Source organism: Aeromicrobium sp. JJY06 (assembly GCF_044069275.1).
GTDB classification, from domain to species: domain Bacteria; phylum Actinomycetota; class Actinomycetes; order Propionibacteriales; family Nocardioidaceae; genus Aeromicrobium; species Aeromicrobium tamlense.
This window is the reverse complement of sequence record NZ_JBIMRD010000001.1, coordinates 1465243-1483311: the sequence shown is the minus strand read 5'-3', so window position 1 is coordinate 1483311 and position 18069 is coordinate 1465243. Positions and strand designations below refer to the sequence as shown.

17 protein-coding genes and 1 riboswitch are annotated in these 18069 nt (G+C 71.4%); of the genes, 2 read left to right on the top strand and 15 right to left on the bottom strand.

Annotated features, from left to right (window positions below):
• Positions 1-116: 116 nt before the first annotated feature.
• The 15 genes from ACGWYL_RS07315 to ACGWYL_RS07245 all read right to left on the bottom strand — a co-directional run bounded on the left by ACGWYL_RS07315 (position 117) and on the right by ACGWYL_RS07245 (position 16116).
• On the bottom strand, positions 117-650 hold the full coding sequence (locus ACGWYL_RS07315) for a hypothetical protein (protein ID WP_395486824.1): 534 nt from the start codon (positions 648-650) through the stop codon (positions 117-119).
• Complete coding sequence (locus ACGWYL_RS07310) at positions 647-1921, bottom strand: MCE family protein (protein WP_395486823.1); 1275 nt, start codon at positions 1919-1921, stop codon at positions 647-649. Before ACGWYL_RS07310 ends, ACGWYL_RS07315 begins: the two co-directional genes overlap by 4 nt.
• Positions 1918-3024, bottom strand: a complete 1107-nt coding sequence (locus tag ACGWYL_RS07305) for an MCE family protein (protein ID WP_179426842.1) — start codon at positions 3022-3024, stop codon at positions 1918-1920. Before ACGWYL_RS07305 ends, ACGWYL_RS07310 begins: the two co-directional genes overlap by 4 nt.
• Entirely contained in the window at positions 3024-4232 is a 1209-nt protein-coding gene (locus ACGWYL_RS07300; RefSeq protein ID WP_395486822.1) for an MCE family protein, read from the bottom strand. The genes ACGWYL_RS07305 and ACGWYL_RS07300 overlap by 1 nt, the downstream gene beginning before the upstream one ends.
• A gap of 2 nt (positions 4233-4234) precedes the next feature.
• Positions 4235-5224 carry an MCE family protein gene (locus ACGWYL_RS07295; RefSeq protein WP_395486821.1) on the bottom strand — a complete coding sequence of 330 codons (990 nt, stop codon included), beginning with the start codon at positions 5222-5224 and terminating at the stop codon, positions 4235-4237.
• Positions 5215-6300: an MCE family protein gene (locus ACGWYL_RS07290; protein ID WP_395486820.1), complete on the bottom strand. Its 1086-nt coding sequence runs from the start codon at positions 6298-6300 to the stop codon at positions 5215-5217. Before ACGWYL_RS07290 ends, ACGWYL_RS07295 begins: the two co-directional genes overlap by 10 nt.
• Positions 6300-7610 (bottom strand): MCE family protein, encoded by a 1311-nt coding sequence (locus tag ACGWYL_RS07285; protein ID WP_395486819.1) that lies wholly within the window; start codon positions 7608-7610, stop codon positions 6300-6302. Before ACGWYL_RS07285 ends, ACGWYL_RS07290 begins: the two co-directional genes overlap by 1 nt.
• A complete protein-coding gene (locus tag ACGWYL_RS07280; RefSeq protein ID WP_179426852.1) occupies positions 7610-8437 on the bottom strand; it encodes an ABC transporter permease in 828 nt (275 codons plus the stop codon). The genes ACGWYL_RS07285 and ACGWYL_RS07280 overlap by 1 nt, the downstream gene beginning before the upstream one ends.
• Before the next feature lies 1 nt (position 8438).
• Positions 8439-9218: an ABC transporter permease gene (locus ACGWYL_RS07275; protein ID WP_179426854.1), complete on the bottom strand. Its 780-nt coding sequence runs from the start codon at positions 9216-9218 to the stop codon at positions 8439-8441.
• The gene (locus ACGWYL_RS07270; RefSeq protein ID WP_179426856.1) at positions 9215-10195 is read right to left on the bottom strand and encodes an ABC transporter ATP-binding protein; all 981 of its coding nucleotides are present in this window, start codon (positions 10193-10195) and stop codon (positions 9215-9217) included. The genes ACGWYL_RS07275 and ACGWYL_RS07270 overlap by 4 nt, the downstream gene beginning before the upstream one ends.
• Before the next feature lie 58 nt (positions 10196-10253).
• Positions 10254-11243, bottom strand: coding sequence for a DUF6801 domain-containing protein (locus tag ACGWYL_RS07265; RefSeq protein WP_395486818.1), 990 nt, complete (start codon positions 11241-11243; stop codon positions 10254-10256).
• A gap of 117 nt (positions 11244-11360) precedes the next feature.
• Positions 11361-12035, bottom strand: a complete 675-nt coding sequence (locus ACGWYL_RS07260; protein WP_179426860.1) for an energy-coupling factor transporter transmembrane protein EcfT — start codon at positions 12033-12035, stop codon at positions 11361-11363.
• Positions 12032-13381: an ABC transporter ATP-binding protein gene (locus tag ACGWYL_RS07255; protein ID WP_395486817.1), complete on the bottom strand. Its 1350-nt coding sequence runs from the start codon at positions 13379-13381 to the stop codon at positions 12032-12034. The genes ACGWYL_RS07260 and ACGWYL_RS07255 overlap by 4 nt, the downstream gene beginning before the upstream one ends.
• 3 nt (positions 13382-13384) lie before the next feature.
• Positions 13385-13984: an ECF transporter S component gene (locus ACGWYL_RS07250; protein WP_179426870.1), complete on the bottom strand. Its 600-nt coding sequence runs from the start codon at positions 13982-13984 to the stop codon at positions 13385-13387.
• Positions 13974-14083: riboswitch (TPP riboswitch) on the bottom strand. (Overlaps the previous gene by 11 nt.)
• A gap of 74 nt (positions 14084-14157) precedes the next feature.
• Positions 14158-16116 carry a DUF6801 domain-containing protein gene (locus ACGWYL_RS07245; protein WP_395486816.1) on the bottom strand — a complete coding sequence of 653 codons (1959 nt, stop codon included), beginning with the start codon at positions 16114-16116 and terminating at the stop codon, positions 14158-14160.
• A 145-nt stretch (positions 16117-16261) separates the two neighbouring features.
• On the opposite strand from ACGWYL_RS07245, the gene ACGWYL_RS07240 reads away from it, so the two are divergent.
• Complete coding sequence (locus ACGWYL_RS07240; protein WP_269304999.1) at positions 16262-16807, top strand: DUF4916 domain-containing protein; 546 nt, start codon at positions 16262-16264, stop codon at positions 16805-16807.
• A 13-nt stretch (positions 16808-16820) separates the two neighbouring features.
• Positions 16821-17987 (top strand): MFS transporter, encoded by a 1167-nt coding sequence (locus ACGWYL_RS07235; protein ID WP_269304997.1) that lies wholly within the window; start codon positions 16821-16823, stop codon positions 17985-17987.
• Positions 17988-18069 lie beyond the last annotated feature (82 nt).

Sequence of the window (18069 nt, the reverse complement as noted above, 5' to 3'; positions counted from 1 at the left end):
TTCTCTCCCCCTCCCCCCCCCCCCCCCCCCCCGCCGCACGACGAGGACGGACACGAGGGCGAACACCACCGCCACGACGGCGAGGGCGACCAGCACGGTGCGACGGGACGGGCGGGTCATCGGCCCTCCTCCTGCGACTCGGGCGCCTCGGTGGGCGCGGTCTCGACCGCGACGTTGGCGAAGTTGTCGACGAGCCACGTGTCGCCCTCGCGGACGAGCGAGACGCGCCAGCGCAGACGGGGCTGGCCGTACTGCACGCTCTCGGGCTCGGTGGTGACCGTGATGGCGGCCAGCGCCTCGGCGCTGTCCCCGTCGATGCTGTCGATCGCGACCTGCTCGACCTTGCCCTTCGAGACGATCTTCGTGTCGGCGAACCGCGACAGCAGGTCCTGCGTGGAGAGCTCGAACTGCTCGGCGAGGTCGTCGGTGAGCAGCGGCGTGACCTTCTCGACGTAGGGGTCGAGGTCGGCCACGTCGTAGGTGTTGATCGAGGTCGCGAACCGCTCGGTGGCGGCGCGGACGTCCTGGCGCGCGGCCGTGTCGGCCGACGCCGGGACCTGCGGACCCCGCGCCAGCAGCCAAGCACCCGCCGCCACGGCGACGAGAGCCACCACCACGAGGGCCGCCGTCACGAGGCGACCGCGACTCACCGGGCGACCGCCGGACCGAGCATCATCCACTTCCAGGACTCCTCACCGAGATCGAGGGCCTGCGGGATCGTCGCGGCCTCGTCGTTCGACGCGAGCGTCCGCGTCGCCACATCGTACGTGCCGAGCACCGTGCCGGCGCCGGATTCCGAGGAGGACGAGGACGACGTGGCGCCCCCTCCCCCGGACTTGCCGCCGCGCGGCGTGGCCTTCGAGCACGTCCACGAGCGGTTCCACTTCTCGACCGTGCGGTCGTAGGGCGTGCGCTGGCGGGCGTCGGGCTTGTAGCCCGGCAGGCAGGGCTCGTTCGCGGGCTGCAGCGACAGGCTCAGCCGGGCCGCGTACTGGCCCGTGCGCGAGTCCTTCGTGATGATCGAGTACGCGCTCTCGATGCCGTACGGCGCGATCACCAGCACGCCGCGGACTCCGTCGAGCCGGGTGGCCACGACCTTGTTCACGGTGATGGCGTCGTCGAGCAGCGCGGCGATGTCGTCGGCGTTCTCGTCGATCAGGGCGCGCAGGGACTTCGCCGCCGGTGCGCCGGAGTCGATCACGGTGCGCAGGTCGGCGTCGGAGCTGCGCACGGCCGTGGTGAGCCGGCTCAGGTTCCGCGCGAACGCCCGGATGTCGCTCTGGGAGTCCACCTGCGTGCGCAGCACGGTGTTGGAGCTGCGGATCAGCGCCGCGGTGACCTCGTACTTCTGGTCGGCCTCGGTGATGAACGAGCTGGACGTGTCGATGATCGTGCTGAGGTCCTGCGAGGAGCCCTCGAACGCCGTGCCGAGCTCGGTGATGACCGTGCTGAGGTCGTCGGCGTCCACCGAGGACAGCAGCGCGCTGACGTTCGTGAGCAGGGTGCGGGTGTCGATCGGCACCTGCGTGCGCTCGCGCGCGATCACGTCGTCGGCCTCGAGGAAGGGGCCTCGGTCGGTGCGCGGCTGGAAGTCGAGGAACTGCTCGCCGACGGCCGAGCGGTTGGCCACGACGATGTCGGAGTCAGCGGGGATCTCGGGCGCGTCGCCGTCGATCCGGACCTCGACCTTCACGCCGTCGCCGTCGAGCCACATGTCGGTGACCCGACCGACGCTCACGCCCCGATAGGTGACGTCGGCGGTCGTGAAGATGCCGCCGGACTCGGCCATCTGCACCGTGACCTTGTAGCCGCTGCCGAACAGGCGGTCGACGTGCGCGTAGTTCGCGCCGATGTAGGTCATCAGCACGAGGGTGCCGGCGAGGAAGAGCGCGAGCTGCACGCGGACCTTGCGGGTGATCACGGCGCCACCACCGACTTCGCCAGCACGCCCGACACGTCGTCCTCGCGCAGGGCTTCCTTCAGCGCCTGCCGCTCGGCGTCGGTCATCAGCCCGACCGTGGTCGAGAAGTCGGTGTTGAAGTCCAGCGACACGTTGAGGAAGTCGCCCATCTGGTACTTCTTCGCCTCCTGCGGCGTCTCACCGAGCAGCGAGTCCGGGAACGGGAAGGTGGGCAGCACCTCGAGCGAGGTGATGAGCGCGTCGCCGGCCGAGCCGAGGTTGTCCAGGATCGGCGCGAGCGCGCGCAGGTCGGCCGTGACCGCGGTCTTGCTCTTGACGATCACGTCCGTTCCCACGGCGCCGAGCTCGGACAGCGCGTCGAGCATCTTGACGAGGTTGGCCCGCTGCTGGTTGACCGTGGTGAGCGCGGCCGGCAGGTCGTCGAGTGCGGCGTCGATCGCCTGCTTCTGCTCGTTCGTGCTCTTCGCGAGCCGGTCGATCTGCTCGATCGCGGCCACGATGTCCTCGCGCGAGTCGTCGGCGACCTCGAGGAACTCGTCGAGTCGACGCACCAAGGTGCGCATGTCCGACTCGCGGCCCTTGAACGCGGTGCCCAGCTCGCGGCTGATGACCTGGGCCTTGCCGAGCGCACCGCCGTTGAGCACGAGCGAGACCGACGCCAGCACGGCCTCGATCTCGGGCGCGTTGCCGGTGCGCGCCAGCGGGATCAGGTCGCCGTCGCCGAGGCGTCCGACCTCGCCACCACCCTCCTCCGGGGGCGCGAGGGACACGAACTTCTCGCCGAGGATCGAGGTCTGGCGGATCGACGCGACGGCCTGGTCGGGCAGCACGACGTCTCCGTTGACCTTGACCGTGACCTTCGCCTTCCAGCCGTCGAGCTCGACCTTCGTGACGCGGCCGACCGACACGTCGTTGACCTTGACGGCGCTCTGCGGGACGAGGTCGAGCACGTCGGCGAACTCGATCGTGACCGAGTAGGGATCGTCGCCGAGGTCGGCTCCACCCGGGAGCGGCAGGTCACCGACGCTGGAGACGCAGCCCGAGACGAGGGCCAGCGACCCCACGACGCCCACGAGGGCGACCCGGGTCCGGATCGTGCGCATCACGCCACCCCCATCAGGTAGGAGAGGGACTCCTCGGTGGAGGAGCCGGCCGGCGGGGCCTGGGCCGCGGGGGCGGCGTCGGCATCGCTGCCGGTCGCCTTCGCCTGGTCGGCGAGGAAGCCGACGAGCTGGCCCACGGCGTCGCAGGCCTCCTTGTACTTCGCGTCCTCCTGCGTGCTCAGGGAGCAGTAGGCCGACACGTAGAAGCTCTCGGTGAGGACGGTCATCCCGCGCGAGGTGGAGCCCTTGATCGAGCCGCGGGCGTCGAGGGTGCCCGTGGTGGGGTTGTAGGCCATCGCGAGGTTCGACAGCGCCTTCGGACCCTGGTCGAGGATCTTCGCCAGGTCCTTGCGCTGCTCGGCGAGGTTCTTCGTGACGTCGCTGAGCCCGGAGACGTTGCGGCGCAGGACGCTGCGGTTCTCCTCCACGTAGCCCTGGACCTGCTGCAGGGCCCCGGCCAGCTCGCGCACGGCGAGCTGGAGGTCGTCGCCCTCGGCGGCCAGGATGCCCGAGACGTCCTCGAGGCTGGAGTTGAAGCGGCGCACGCTGGAGTCGTTGGCCTCGAGCGCGGAGACGAACCGCTCGATCTGCTCGATCGAGGTGAAGAACTCGTCCTTCGTGCCGTCGACCGTGGTGCCCAGCTTCGCCAGCGCCTCGATGCTCTCGCGGATCTCGGCACCCTTGCCGTCGAGACTGTCGGCCGTGCTGGAGACGAGCTCGCTGACGGCGCCGTCCTCGTTCAGCCCGTCGGGGCCGAGCGTGGTGGCGACGTCGTCCAGCGCGGCGAACGTCTCGTCGAGCTCGGTGGGCGTGCCCGTGCGCGACTGGTCGAGGTGCGAGCCGTCGCGCAGCGTGGGGCCGCCGGTGTAGGCCGGCGCTAGCTGGACGAAGCGGTCGCCGACCACCGACGGCGACACGATGAGCGCCTTCGCGTCGGCGGGGACGTCGTACGCGGCGTCCCACGAGATCCGCGCCCGCACGGTCTGGCCGCGCGGCGTGATCTTCTCGACCGTGCCCACGTCGACGCCCAGGATGCGCACCTTCGAGCCTTCGTAGAGCGACACCGTGCGGTCGAAGTCGACCGTGACCGTGTTCGTGCCCGATCGCGTCACCGCGGCGACGGCGGCCGCGCCGACCAGGACCAGGCACAGCAGGGCCGCGCCGATGGCGACGGCGGGGCGGGAGAGACTCCGGAGACGCTCGCTCATGCTCACAGCCCTCCCGGCACGCCGAGGATGCTCAGCAGGTTATAGATGTACGAGTCCAGCCACGGGCCGCTCGAGCCGTTGTTGGCGACCATCGCGTAGTAGGCCGGCAGCTGGTCGATCGCCGCGTCGATGTTCTTCTCGTTCTTCCTCAGGACGTCGACCACCCCGGCCAGGCGCGTGAGCGCGGGCTTGAGATCCCCGCGGGTGTCGGTGACGAGCGTCTCGATCTCGTTGGACATGCGCGTCACGTTGACCAGCACGGCGTGGATCGCGTCGCGGCGGCTGCTCAGGGCGTCGAACAGCACCGAGCCGTCCTCGAAGAGCTTGACGAACTCCGTGTTCCGGTCGGCCAGCACCGCCGAGATGCCGTCGACGTTCTTCAGCAGCGTCTCGAGCTCCCCGTCGCGCTTGGCCAGCGTGTTCGACAGGGCCGTGACGCCGGTGACGGCGCTGCGGAACTCCTCGGGCGTCTTGGACGCGACGTCGTTGATGGTCTCGAGCGCCTGCGCCAGCTGCTCCTGGTCGACCTCCTGCGTGGTCTCGGTGAGGCCCGAGAACGCCTGGACGATGTCGTAGGGAGCCTTCGTGCGCGAGGCGGGGATGACGGCGCCCTTCGCGAGGGTGCCGGCGCCGTCGGGCTCGAGGCTGACGTACATCGTGCCGAGCAGCGACTTGATGCGGATCGAGGCGCCGGTCTGCGTGCCGAGCCGGTCGCGGTCGGACTTCACCCGGAAGACGACGCGCACCTTGTCGCCGTGCAGCTGCAGGTCGGAGACCTCGCCGACGCGCACGCCGGCGAGGCGGACGTCGTCGCCCTTCTTGAGGCCGCCGACCTCGGTGAACTCCGCGGCGTACTTCGCGCCGCCGCCGACGATGGGCAGACTCGCGGCCTGGCTGGCGCCGAACAGCATCGCGGCGATGATGGCCAGCGAGATCGCGCCCACGACCACGGGGTTGCGCTCGCGGATCGGCTTCATGTCCTTCAGCGGCATCGACTCACCCCTGCTCCGGTCACGGTGACGCGCTTCGTGGTCTTGAACGGACGCGCCTGCTCCCATCCCGGGACACCGTTCAACGACGGCACCTTCCCGTTGACCCCGATGTCGCAGACGAAGAAGTTGAAGAACGAGCCGTACTGGCCCGTGCGGCCGATCCGGTCGATCTTGATCGGCAGGATCTGCAGCGTGCGGTCGAGATCGCGCCGCGCCTGCTTCGTGCCGATCTTCGAGGTGAGCTGGCGCAGCTCCTTGATGTCGGCGGTGATCGCGGGGCCCGTGTCCTCGAGCAGGCCGGCCGTCTCGCCGGTGAGCACCGAGATGTCGTCGAGCGAGCCGGTGAGCACGTCGCGGTCGTCCTTCAGGCCGGTGATGAGCTGCTGGAGGGTGGAGATCGCCGAGGACAGCTCGGTGTCGCGCTCGTTGAACGAGGTCAGCACGACCGTGAGGTTCTCGATGACCGAGCCGATGAGCTCGTCGCGGTCGGCGAGGGTCTGGGTCAGCGAGGCGGTGTGCGACAGCAGCGACTCGACGGTGCCGCTCTCGCCCTGGAACACCTGGATCAGCTCGTAGGCGAGCTGGTTGGTGTCCTCCGGCGACAGCGCCTCGAACAGGGGCTTGAAGCCGCCGAACAGGTCGGTCAGGTCGAGCGCCGGCGTGGTGCGGTCGAGCCCGATCGTCTGGCCCTCCTTCAGTCGCCCGGGCGCCCCGTCGGCGCCCTCGCTGAGGGAGATGTAGCGCTGACCGATCATGTTGCGGTAGCGCAGCGTGGCCTGGGTGGACTGCGTCAGGTCGATGTCGGAGTCGACGCTGAAGGTGACCTCGGCGCTGGTGCCGGAGTGCACCTTCACCTCCGAGACGTTGCCGACGCGCACGCCGGCGATGCGCACGTCGTCGCCCTTCACGAGGCTCGTCACGTCGCTGAACACCGCCTTGTAGGTGACCGTGCGCTCGAACGACGTGTTGCCGATGACGGCGACGAGCAGCGCGGTCATCAGGCCGGTGATGACCAGGAAGGCCATGAGCTTCGCGAACGCGGAGGCCGTCTGGCGGTCCATGCCGGTGCGGGCCATCAGAGCGTCACCTCCGCTCCACGCAGGACGGGACCGAACAGCGGCCGGGCCACGTCGGGAACGTCAGTGGGGTCGACGCCGAGGGCCGTGGCGACGATCGCGTCGATCTGCTCGGCCTCGGCGTCGGTGCCGGCCGGGCTGGCGACCGAGGGCGCGACGAGCGGCGAGCGCTTGCCGAGGTCGCCGCCGATGCCGAACTGCTCCAGCAGGGTGTCGCTCATGCCGGGCGCGGGGCGCTTCGCCGTGTAGGCGGTGCGCGGCAGCGTGGCGCAGCTGGGCGCGAGCGCTCCGGACTTCCCGGCCGTGGGCAGCTCGTAGGCGTCGTCGGCTTCGTAGTCACGCGAGGAGCGCGGGGCGAACTCGATCGACGCGTGCGCCCGGTGGTTGCGGAACGCCCCGTCGATCGCGGGCTTGAGACGGTCGATGCCCTTGAGGACGCACTCGAGCGTGGGCGAGTACTGCGCCAGCAGCTCGAGGGTGGGCCGGGAGTCGCGCGAGAGCGTGATGAAGTCGTCGCCCGAGCGCTGGGCCAGCTTCTCGGCCGAGGTCGCGAACGCGGCGGTCTCGACGAAGAGGGTCTGGAGCTGGGCCCGACGTGCGGTGAGCGTGTTGCCGGTGACCACCGCGTTGCGCAGCGTGGTGCCGATCTCGGGCATGACGTCGGCGTAGGTCTTCGCGGTGTCGCCGAGCAGCGTGACGTCCTCGACGAACTTCGGCGCCAGCGGCGTGATCTTCTGCAGGTAGCCCGACAGCGTCTCGAGGGTCTGGCCGACCTTCTCGCCCTGGCCCGACAGCGCGTCGGACAGCGCCGTGAGGACGTAGGAGAGGTCCTCGGGGTTGAGCGCCGTCAGCAGCGGGTCGAGGTCGGCCAGCAGGGTCTCGACCTCGGACGGCAGCGCGGCCTGGGTGATCTCGTCGCCGGCCTGGATCGGGGTGCCGGCCGACTGCGCCACGGGCTGGAGGTCGACGAACTTCTCGCCGAACAGGGTCTTGGGCACGACGAACGCCTGGACGTCGGACGGGATGACCTGCTGCTGGTCGGCGTCGAGGCGCAGGTGGATGACGGCCTGGCCCTCCTCGGAGGTGATCTCGTCGACGCGGCCGACGATCACGCCGCGCAGCTTCACGTCGGCGTTCGGGTTGAGCTGCAGGCCGACGCCGTTGCTGCGGATCAGGACGGGGATGTCGGAGGAGAACGCCTTCGTGAACACCGCGTACGTCAGCAGCACCGAACCGACGATGAGCGCGACCATGGCGACGCCCAGGCTGCGGACGACGGCGGGGCGGTCGAGGGTGGACACGCGCGCCATCAGCCGGCCAGCCTGACGGTCGTGGTGGTGCCCCAGATGGCCATCGACATCATGAGGTCGGCGACGTTGATGACGACGATCGACGTGCGCACCGCGCGACCCACGGCCACGCCGACGCCCACCGGGCCGCCGCTGGCGTAGTAGCCGTAGTAGCAGTGGATGAGGATCACCAGCACGGCGAACACGAGCACCTTGAAGAACGACCAGAGGACGTCCTCGGGTGGCAGGAACAGGTCGAAGTAGTGGTCGTACGTGCCACTGCTCTGCCCGTAGATCGCGGTGATCGTGAGCCGCGTGGCGAGGTAGGACGACATCAGGCCCACCATGTAGAGCGGGATGATCGCGATCATGCCGGCCAGCACGCGCGTGGTGACCAGGTACGGCAATGACGGAATCGCCATGACCTCGAGCGCGTCGACCTCCTCGGAGATCCGCATCGCGCCGAGCTGGGCCGTGAACCCGCAGCCGACCGTGGCGGCCAGCGCGATGCCGGCCACGAGCGGCGCGATCTCGCGGGTGTTGAAGTAGGCCGAGAAGAAGCCCGCGAACGCGCTGGTGCCCAGCTGCTCGAGAGCGCTGTGGCCCTGCATGCCGACCTCGACGCCGGTGAAGAACGACATCGTGAAGATGACGCCGACGGTGCCGCCGATGACGGCGAGCGAGCCGCGCCCGAACGTGACCTCGGACAGCAGCCGCAGGATCTCGCGCGGGTACCGCGTGATGACGCGCGGCATCCACGCGATCGTGCGCAGGTAGAACGCGAGCTGCAGGCCGAGGTCGTCGAGGATCCCCAGGGGGCGGCGCACGGCGGTCGTCAGGCTGGCCACGTCACAACGCCTTCGCCGGGACGAGCTGGAAGTACAGGGCGCTCATCACGAAGTTCGCCAGGAAGAGCAGCAGGAAGGTGATGACGACCGACTCCATGACCGCTTGGCCGACACCCTGCGGGCCGCCGTCGGCGTGCATGCCCATGTAGGTGGAGACGATCGCGGCGATGAGGCCGAAGACGAGCGCCTTCGCCATGCCCTGGTAGAGGTCGGGCGTCTGCGCGAGCGCGGTGAACGACGCGAGGTAGGCGCCGGGGGTGCCGCCCTGCATCATCACGTTGAAGATGTAGCCGCCCAGCACGCCGACCACGCTGACCAGCCCGTTGAGGAAGACCGCGACGAGCATGCAGGCCAGCACGCGCGGCACGACGAGACGCTGGATCGGGTCGATGCCCAGCACCATCATCGCGTCGAGCTCCTCGCGGATCTTGCGCGCGCCGAGGTCGGCCGCGATGGCCGAGCCGCCGGCGCCGGCCACGAGCAGCGCGGTCGCGATCGGCGCGGCCTCGCGCAGCACCGCGAGCACCGCGGCCGAGCCGACGAACGACTGCGCGCCGAACTGCTGGACGAGGCTGCCGGTCTGCAGCGCCACGACGGCGCCGAACGGGATCGCCACGAGCGCGATCGGGATGATCGTGACCGACGCGATGAACCACGCCTGCTGGATGAACTCGCGCAGCTGGAACGGACGCTGGAAGACGGCGAGCAGCACGTCGGCGCCGAACGCGAAGAGCCGGCCCGCGGTGGCCAACGGCGCGGTGACGCGCTCGCCGAGGCTCATCGGGCACCGCCGATCGACTGGGGCGACGGCGCCGAGAAGCCCGAGCCGTCGTTCAGGAAGGAGCCCGGCGGGGGCACGACGCCGTGGGCCGCGCACCATGCGCCCGGCTCGGCCTGGGTGGCGCGGGGGCGGCCGTCGGACGGGAACAGCTGCAGCGGGATCGGCGGCAGCGGCGGCAGGGTGCTGTGGTCCTCGGCCGCGAGCTCGTCGGCGTCCTTCTCCTCGCTCATGCCGATCGGGCCGACCGTCTGGGCGTTGAGGAACTGGCGCACGGCCGGCTCCTCGCTGGAGAGCAGCATCTCGCGCGGGCCGAACATCGACAGGTGCCGGTGGTAGAGCAGGCCGATGTTGTCGGGCACGGTGCGCGCGGTGTTGATGTCGTGCGTGACGATGAGGAAGGTGGCCTCGGTCTGGGCGTTCAGGTCGACCATCAGCTGGTTGATGAAGGCGGTGCGGACCGGGTCGAGGCCCGAGTCGGGCTCGTCGAACAGGATGATCTCGGGCTCGAGCACGAGCGCGCGGGCGAGACCGGCGCGCTTGCGCATGCCGCCGGAGATCTCGCCGGGCAGCTTCGTCTCGGCACCGACCAGGCCGACCATCGACATCTTCTCCATGACGATGTCGCGGATCTCGGTCTCGTTCTTGCGGGTGTGCTCGCGCAGCGGGAAGGCCACGTTGTCGAACAGGGTCATCGAGCCGAACATCGCGCCGTCCTGGAACAGCACGCCGAACAGCTTGCGGATCTCGTAGAGGTCGCGCTCGCTGCACGTGGCGAGGTCGGTGCCCTCGATGAGGATGTGGCCCTCGTCGGGCTTGATGAGGCCGATCAGGGCCTTGAGGAAGACGGACTTGCCCGTGCCCGAGGGGCCCAGCATCACGCTGATCTGCCCGGCGGGCAGCGTCAGCGAGACGTCGCGCCAGATCGTCTGGCTGCCGAAGGCCTTGGTCAGCCCTTCGACGCGAACTTCGACACCCATCTGGGCTCCTTCACAGGGGGACGGAACCCGCGGGGCGGGTACCTGGAGGAACTGGTGGTCAGCGGCCGGTGCGCCGCAGCCTCACGGCGAGGCCGATCCGCAGCGCCACCAGTACGGCGAGCGCGGCGCCCAGGAGCGGACCGAACGAGGAGCCGGTGGCCGGCAGCGCCGTGGTCTCGGCCGAGGCGGAGGCGACCGCGGCATCGTCGCCGGACCCGTTCTCGTCGAATGCGTAGTCGTCGTCGACGGCGGTCTCCTCGTCGGGGGTGACGGGCTCGATGACCTCGGGGTCCTCGCCGTCGCCGGTTCCACCACCGCCGCCGCCACCGCCACCGCCGTCATCCTCGGCGGGCGGGAGCGGGCACTCGACCGCGGTGCAACCGGCGCCGATCGGGATCGTGCCGATCACCCGGGCCGCGGCGTTGTCGCTCTGGCGGACGCACTTGAGCTCGGCCTCCGAGACCGAGCCGAGCACCGGCGGGTCCATGACCGAGTCGAGGAAGAAGGTCTTGGGCATCTGGACGTAGATGAGGCCGTTCTCGGCCGTCGACGGCACGTCGATCGCGGCGACCGTGCCCGCGGCCGGGATCGTGAGCTCGGCGCCCGTCCGGATCTGCACCCAGTCGGCCTGGAGTCCGCTGACGGGCTCGTTGCGGGTCTCGAGGACCTCGCCGCCCGGGGCCACGGCCTGCAGGACGACGTCGGAGCGCGAGGTGCCGCGCACCCGGCGGACCTCCATCTTCGTGTAGAGGTGGTCGACCAGGTCACGCGAGAGGATCAGGCTCAGCGTGGTGTCGGTGGCGGGCACCGTGGCCCCCGCCTGGACGCTGTCCGGAAGGTCGGTCTCGGCGGTCACGTAGAACTGGTAGTGACCCTCGAGCGTGGAGTTGATGATCGGGTTGGTGGCTTGGCACTCGTAGCCCACGCGCTCGACGCCGGCGGGAGCCGCGCTGGCCGCCGGGGCGACCTGGGTGACGCCTGCGCCCACGAGCGCCGTCGCGATCGCGAACCGAAGTCCTCGACGTGCAGCTGCGGCGCTCTGGCGCATGGGCTCTCCTCGCTTCAGGTCCACGGTCGTGGGTGTAAACGCCCGTTATGCGGGCAGTGCCGACGACTGTAACCTGAAGTTGCACTGTGACGCAAGACACCTTTCAACGGTGGTGCGTCAGAGGCCCATGAGACGCATCCCCGCCGGCACGAGAGCCAGGATCACGGCTCCGACGAGGACGCCGACATCGGCACGGGACCACGTGGCGGCCTCGGCCCACGTGCGACGGTGCGCGGTCGCGAAGCCGCGCGCGTCCATCGCGATCGACGTGCGCGTCGCCTCGCGGATCGTGTGCACGAGCAGCGCGAACGCCATCGACCACGGCCGCACCTTGAGCCCCCGGGCCCGGCGCGTCCGCTCCAGGTCGTGCCACGTGCGCCACGAGCCGCTGACCCGCTGGAGCGCCGCCGACAGGGCGGCGGCGAAGCGCCCCGGCACCTTGAGGCTCTGGGCCAGGTAGTCCCCCAGCCGCGCGACGTCGACGTAGCCCACCGCCACCGCTCCGGGCCACGCCAGCACGAACGTGCGCAGGCCGGCGACGAGGGCGACCTCGGCGTCGCGACCGCCCAGCAGCCACGTGGACCACGCGACGCTCGCCATCGGGATCAGCACGAGCAGCAGGCAGACTGCCGGGTACTTCCACGACGGCACCGTGAGGACTGCGGCGAGCACCCAGAGCGACACCGCGACCACCGCGATCGGCAGCGTGCGGATCGCGGGCGAGCCGAGGGCAGCCGCGACGCCGATCCCGATCAGGACCAGCGGGTTGAGGCGCGTGAGCAGGCCGGTCACGCCACCACCTCCCCGGCGCGCAGCAGGACCTCGCGGTCGCGCGGCAGGTCGGGGTCGTGGGTGGCGACCGCGACCGTCACGCCGTGGCGCGCGGCCGAGCCGAGCCAGCCGGCCACGAGCGCCCAGGCGTCGCGGTCCTGGCCCACCGTGGGCTCGTCGGCGAGCAGCAGTCCGGGACGGTGCGCCGCGGAGGCGGCCAGTGCCAGCCTGCGCTGCTCGCCGCCTGAGAGCCGGTAGGGGTGGTCGTCGCCGCGCCCGGCGAGGCCGACGGCCTCCAGCAGCGCCTCGACGTCGACCGCGCGGCCGAGCGCGCGCGGCGTGGCCTCCAGCTCGTCGCGGACCGTGGTGGCGACGAAGCCGAGCTCGGGGTCCTGGGGACACCAGCCCAGCCCGCGCGGCGCGTCGACGACCCCCGAGACCGGCTCGATGAGACCGCCCAGGGCCAGCAGAGCCGTGGACTTCCCGGCGCCGCTCGGACCGACGAGCGCGCTGAGGGTAGCCGGCTCGAGCGCGAGCGTCAGCCCCGAGACCGCGCGCGTACGCTCCGAGCCACGCAGGCCCCGGGTCACCTGGTCGACGACGAGGTCGGTGACGCGCACGTGCGCAGGCTCCACCGGAGCCAGCAGCTCGCCGGGGACCTCCAGGGGAACGGGGGCGGGGCGCCCGGGCATCCACAGCGCGTCCGGCACGGCCGCGGTGCGGAACTGCGCGACCGAGCCGTCGAAGACCAGGCGACCGGCGTCCAGCACGACCACGCGGTCGACGTGGTCGAGCCACGGCTCGAAGCGGTGCTCGACCACCACGAGCGAGCGGTCGCCGACGACCGCCAGGACGGCGTCGCGGACGACCTCGACCAGCGCGGGGTCGAGCATCGAGGTCGGCTCGTCGAGGAGCAGCAGGTCGGGCTCGGTGGCCAGTGCGCCGGCAAGCGCGAGCCGGTGCCGCTCACCGCCGGACAGCGCACTGGTGAAGCGGTCGCGGTCGTACGGCAGCCCCACGGCGTCGAGCGCCGCGTCGACCCGCCGCCAGATCTCGTCGCGCGGCAGGCCGAGGTTCTCGGGACCGAACGCGACGTCGCGCCCGACGCGGTCGGCGACGATCGAAGCCGACGGGTTCTGCGTGACCATGCCGATCCGCCCGTCGACCTCGACCGACCCGGACGCGTCCCCCACGAGCGTCGATCCCAGCGCACCGGCGACGGCGTGGAGCGCCGTGGACTTGCCGCTGCCGCTGGGGCCGACGAGCAGCACCCGCTCGCCCCGCTCGATCCTCAGGTCGAGCCGGTCGAGGGCGGGCCGCCGCCCGTGGAGGGGCGTCCAGGTGAAGTCGCGGAACGCGATCGTCACGCGCTACGGCCGCCCGGAGGGGAAGGAATCCAGGGCGCCCGCCTTCGCCAGCGACCGCACGAGCAGCCAGCCGCCGAAGCCGGCGATGACGACGCCGGAGGTGGCGAGGAAGCCCAGGTGCAGCAGGCGCCACTGCAGGTCCCAGTCGGGGAAGTAGTACTTCCACTCGTAGAACGCCTCGAGCACGCCCGACAGGGCGCCGCCCAGGACCGCGGTCAGCAGGTCGAAGCGGCGGTAGAGGAACAGCGCGAAGATCAGCTCGGCGCCGAGCCCCTGCACGACGCCCGAGATCAGGACGGTGCTCCCCCAGGACGTGCCGCCCAGGACCAGCATCGACACGAGCGCGGCGATGAACTCGGTGGCGAACGCGGCGCCGGGCTTGCGGACGATGAGGCCGCCGACGACGCCGGCGATGAGCCACATGCCGCCCAGGAGGGCGGCCGCGGGCTTGAAGCCGACCGCGGCACCGAGGTCGATGACGTCGTAGAACTTCCCCCAGCCCCAGAAGACGACGCCGAAGGCGACGCCGAGCATCGCGATCGTGACGAGGTCGATCGTGCGGTAGCGGGTGGGACGAGTCGTGGAGGTGACGGCAGAATTCATGATGACTCCCTTCGCCGGTGCTAACCGGAGCAGGTTCAAGGGTCTGCGGCTGTTCCGCACTCTCAGCGCCCTCTGCATGGCGCTCCCCTGTCGTGGTGCTGCCAGCCTAGCCCGCACGGGCCGGGCACGGCAGCGGGGGCGGACCCGAGGATCCGCCCCCGCTCACTCCTGCGTCAGCTGCGACGCGTGCGGCGGCGCAGCACCAGGGCCGCTCCTCCGGCTAGCACCAGGACGCCGCCGAGCAGCGCGGCGCTCACGGCCGGACCGCCGGTCGCGGCGAGGTAGCCGTCGCTGATCCAGTCGTCGTCGGTCGTGTCGGCCGCGGCGTCGGCGGGCAGGATCTCGACCGGGACCGAGGCGATCACCTCGCCGCGGCTGAGCACCACGACGTCGTGCGAGCCGGCGGGCGCGTTGGTCGGGATGCGCACCGACACCTCGCCCGAGGTGGGCACCACCTTCGTGCCCATCGGGATCGGGTCGGAGCGCAGCTCGAACTCGAGCTCCTTGCCGATCCAGTTCGACCCGAAGGCGAAGGTGATGGTGTCGCCGGGCGACAGCACGTCGTCGCTCAGCAGCTCCACCGCGTCGGGGTCCTCGTCGTCGCCCGGGCCGGTCGTCGGAGCCGTGGTGGGCTCACCCGTGGGCTCGGTCGTCGGCTGCGTGGTCGGCGCGGTCGTCGGCTGGCTGGTGGGACCCGTGGTGGGCTCCGGCTCGGCGTCGCCGACCGGGATCGAGCCCAGGCCGAGCTCGTCCGGGCCCGCGCAGGTCAGGTTCGACGGGACGGTCGAGCCGTCGGCCTTGTGGATCGTGGCCTGGATCGTGAACGCCTCGGGCATGCCCAGGCGGACCGAGGTCTCGGCGTACTCCGGGACCGTGATCTCGGGGACCGTGCCGGTGGCGGGGATCAGCCAGGGCTCGTCGGCGACCTGCGGGATCGGCGTGCGTGCCGACTTCAGGTCCTGGATCGCGACGGCCTGGGTCTGGCCGCCCGTGGTCAGGGTGATCGACGAGTCCGTCGAGCCGCCCTCGGCCTCACGGCCCTGGAGCAGCATCGCGGTGGACTGCCGCAGCAGCTCGGGCAGGGTCAGGGTGATGTCGACGCCGCGCGAGGAGATGACGTCGCCGACCTGGACCCGCGACGGGATCGTGGTCTCGGCCAGGACGCCGATCACGTGCGAGCCGAGGTCGAGTCCGCCGGCCGTGACGCGGCACGTGTAGTCGAAGCGCTTCGACAGGTCGACGTCGGCCGCCGGCGGATCGGTCGGGGTCGTGGTGGGAGCAGTCGTCGGCTCGCTCGTCGGCTCCGTCGTCGGCTCGCTCGTCGGCTCCGAGGTCGGGTCCGTCGTCGGCTCGGCGGTGGGCTCGCTCGTCGGCTCAGTGGTGGGCTCGCTCGTCGGCTCAGTGGTGGGCTCGCTCGTCGGCTCAGTGGTGGGCTCGCTCGTCGGCTCCGAGGTCGGCTCGGAGGTCGGGCCGGTGGTCGGCTCGCTGCCCGCGGTGACCGCGATCGTGCCGAGCGACAGGTCGCCGGGGCCCGCGCAGGTCAGGGTCGACGGGACGGTCGAGTCGTCGGCCTTGTAGATGGTGGCGGCGATCGAGAAGGTGCTCGGCATGCCCAGGACGACCGAGCCGGTCGCCGTGGCCGGGGTCGTGATCTCGGGGACCGTGCCCGACGCCGGGATCGTCCACGGCTCGTTCGCCGTCTGCGGGATGGGCGTGCGCGGCGACCCGAGGTTCGGGATCGGGACGCTCGTGGTCTCGCCGCCCGTCGTCAGGGTGACGGCCGAGTCGGTGGACTCGCCGTCGGCCTCGCGGCCCTGCAGCAGCATGGCCGTGGACTGACGCAGCAGCTCGGGCATCGTGAGCGTGATGTTCACCGTGCGCGGCGCGATCACCTCGCCCGGGGAGACCGACTCGGGCGCCGTGGTCGACGCGAGGACGCCGATCACGTGCTCGCCGAGGTTCAGCCCGCCGGCCGTCACCTGGCACGTGTAGTCGAAGGACTTCTCCAGCTCCACGTCGGCGGCCGAGGCGGGCGAGACGAGCCCGACTCCGACCACGGCCGCGGCGGCCAGGGCGGCCGCCGACGAGCCTGCGGCGACGAGGCGCTGGGATGTTCGGGACGTGCGGATCACGGGCGAGCCTTCCTCCGGCAGACCCGTCCCCTGAGACGGACGGGCCTTGTGATGTGGCTCACCCTAAGTGCTGTAACTCCCAGTGACAACCCGTGTTCACGTCCGCGTCCGCTGCCGACAGCCAGGGATCCACCACAATGGGCGCATGCCCTCCGTGCGCACCCCCGACCCGAACCCCGGCTGGCTCTCCGACTTCCAGCTCGAGGAGACCCGGTCCCGCGTCCCGATCCTCTACGTCGAGGCGATCCCGGTCCGACTGGACAGCCTCGGCCAGGTCGAGCAGGTCGGCCTGCTGCTGCGCGGCTCCCCCACCACCGGCACGATGGCGCGCTCGTTCGTCTCCGGTCGCGTGCTGCACGGCGAGCCGATCCGCTCCGCCCTGATGCGCAACCTCGAGAAGGACCTCGGCCCCACGGCGTTCCCGCAGCTGCCGGCCGACATCGTGCCCTTCACGGTCGCCGAGTACTTCCCGATCCCCGGCGTCACGCCGCTGTACGACGCGCGCCAGCACGCCGTCGCGCTGGCCTACGTCGTGGCGGTCACCGGCGAGTGCGACCCGCGCCAGGACGCGCTCGAGCTCTCGTGGCTGACTCCGCAGGAGGCGCTCAGCCCCGCGATCCTCGACGAGCTCGAGGGTGGCCGCGGCGTGCTGCTGCAGCAGGCGCTGGCGCACGTGGGCGCTCTCGGATGACCCGCGCGCGGAGGTGACGCGCCGCCCGAGCCCCTGGCTCATGCTGGTCGCGGCGATGATCGCGCAGGTCACCGCGACCGCCGTGGTCAGCACGCCGCTGCTGCTGATCCCGCACCTGCACCTCGACGAGGGCGTCCCCCTCGTCGCCACCGGCGCGCTCGCCGCCGCCCCGACCGTCGGCACCCTGCTCACCCTCGTGGCGTGGGGCGCGATCGTCGATCGCGTGGGCGAGCGGATCGCGCTGACGTCCGGCCTCGCCCTGCTCGTCGTGGGCAGCGCGGTGGCCTGGTCCGGCGCCCGCGCCGACGACGTGGTCGTGCTCGCGCTCGGCTTCGGCCTGTGCGGCGTGGCCGCGGGCAGCTCCAACTCCGCCAGCGGCCGGCTCGTCGTCGGCTGGTTCCCCGCGCATCGCCGCGGTCTCGCGATGGGCATCCGCCAGACGGGTCTTCCCCTCGGCGTCGGCGTGGCCGCCCTCGTCGTCCCCGCCGGCGTGCAGTCGTGGGGCGTCGCGCCGATCGTGCTGGGCTGCCTCGTCGTCTCGGCGGTCGCCACCGTGTTCATCGCGCTCACCGTCGTGGACCCGCCGCGGCTCGCGACGGAGGGCACGGACCCCCGCGCCAACCCCTACCGCGGTGACCGGCGCCTCGTGCGGATCCACGGAGCCTCGGCGCTGCTCGTCATCCCGCAGTACGCGGTGTGGACCTTCATGCTGCTGTGGCTCATCGACCAGCACGGCTGGAGCCCGGCCGCGGCCGGAGCGCTCTACGCGGTCTCGCAGGTGCTCGGCGCGGGCGGTCGCATCGCCGCGGGCTGGTGGTCCGACCGCGTCGGCGATCGGCTCGGCCCCATGCGGCAGGTGGCCGTGGCGGCCACCGTCTCCATGCTGGCGCTGGCCGTGCTCGAGGGATCGCCCGTCGCGATCACCCTGATGGTCGCCGCCATGGTGATCACGGTCGTCGACAACGGCCTGGCGTTCACCGCCGTGGCCGAGATCGCCGGACCGCGGTGGTCGGGGCGCGCGTTCGGCATCCAGAACACGGGCCAGTACCTGACCGCGGCGGCGGTGCCGCCCGTCGTCGGCGCGATCGTCGAGCTCGCGGGCTACGGCTGGGCCTTCGCGGCGGTCGCGGTCTTCCCGCTGGCGGCCATCGCCTGCGTACCCGTTGCTACTCGCAGGTAACATCATCGTACGCCTTTGGCTGGCCTAACTGAGCAGCGCTCTCCGCCGCAGATTAGGGTCAGCACCAACTGCTTGAACCGCG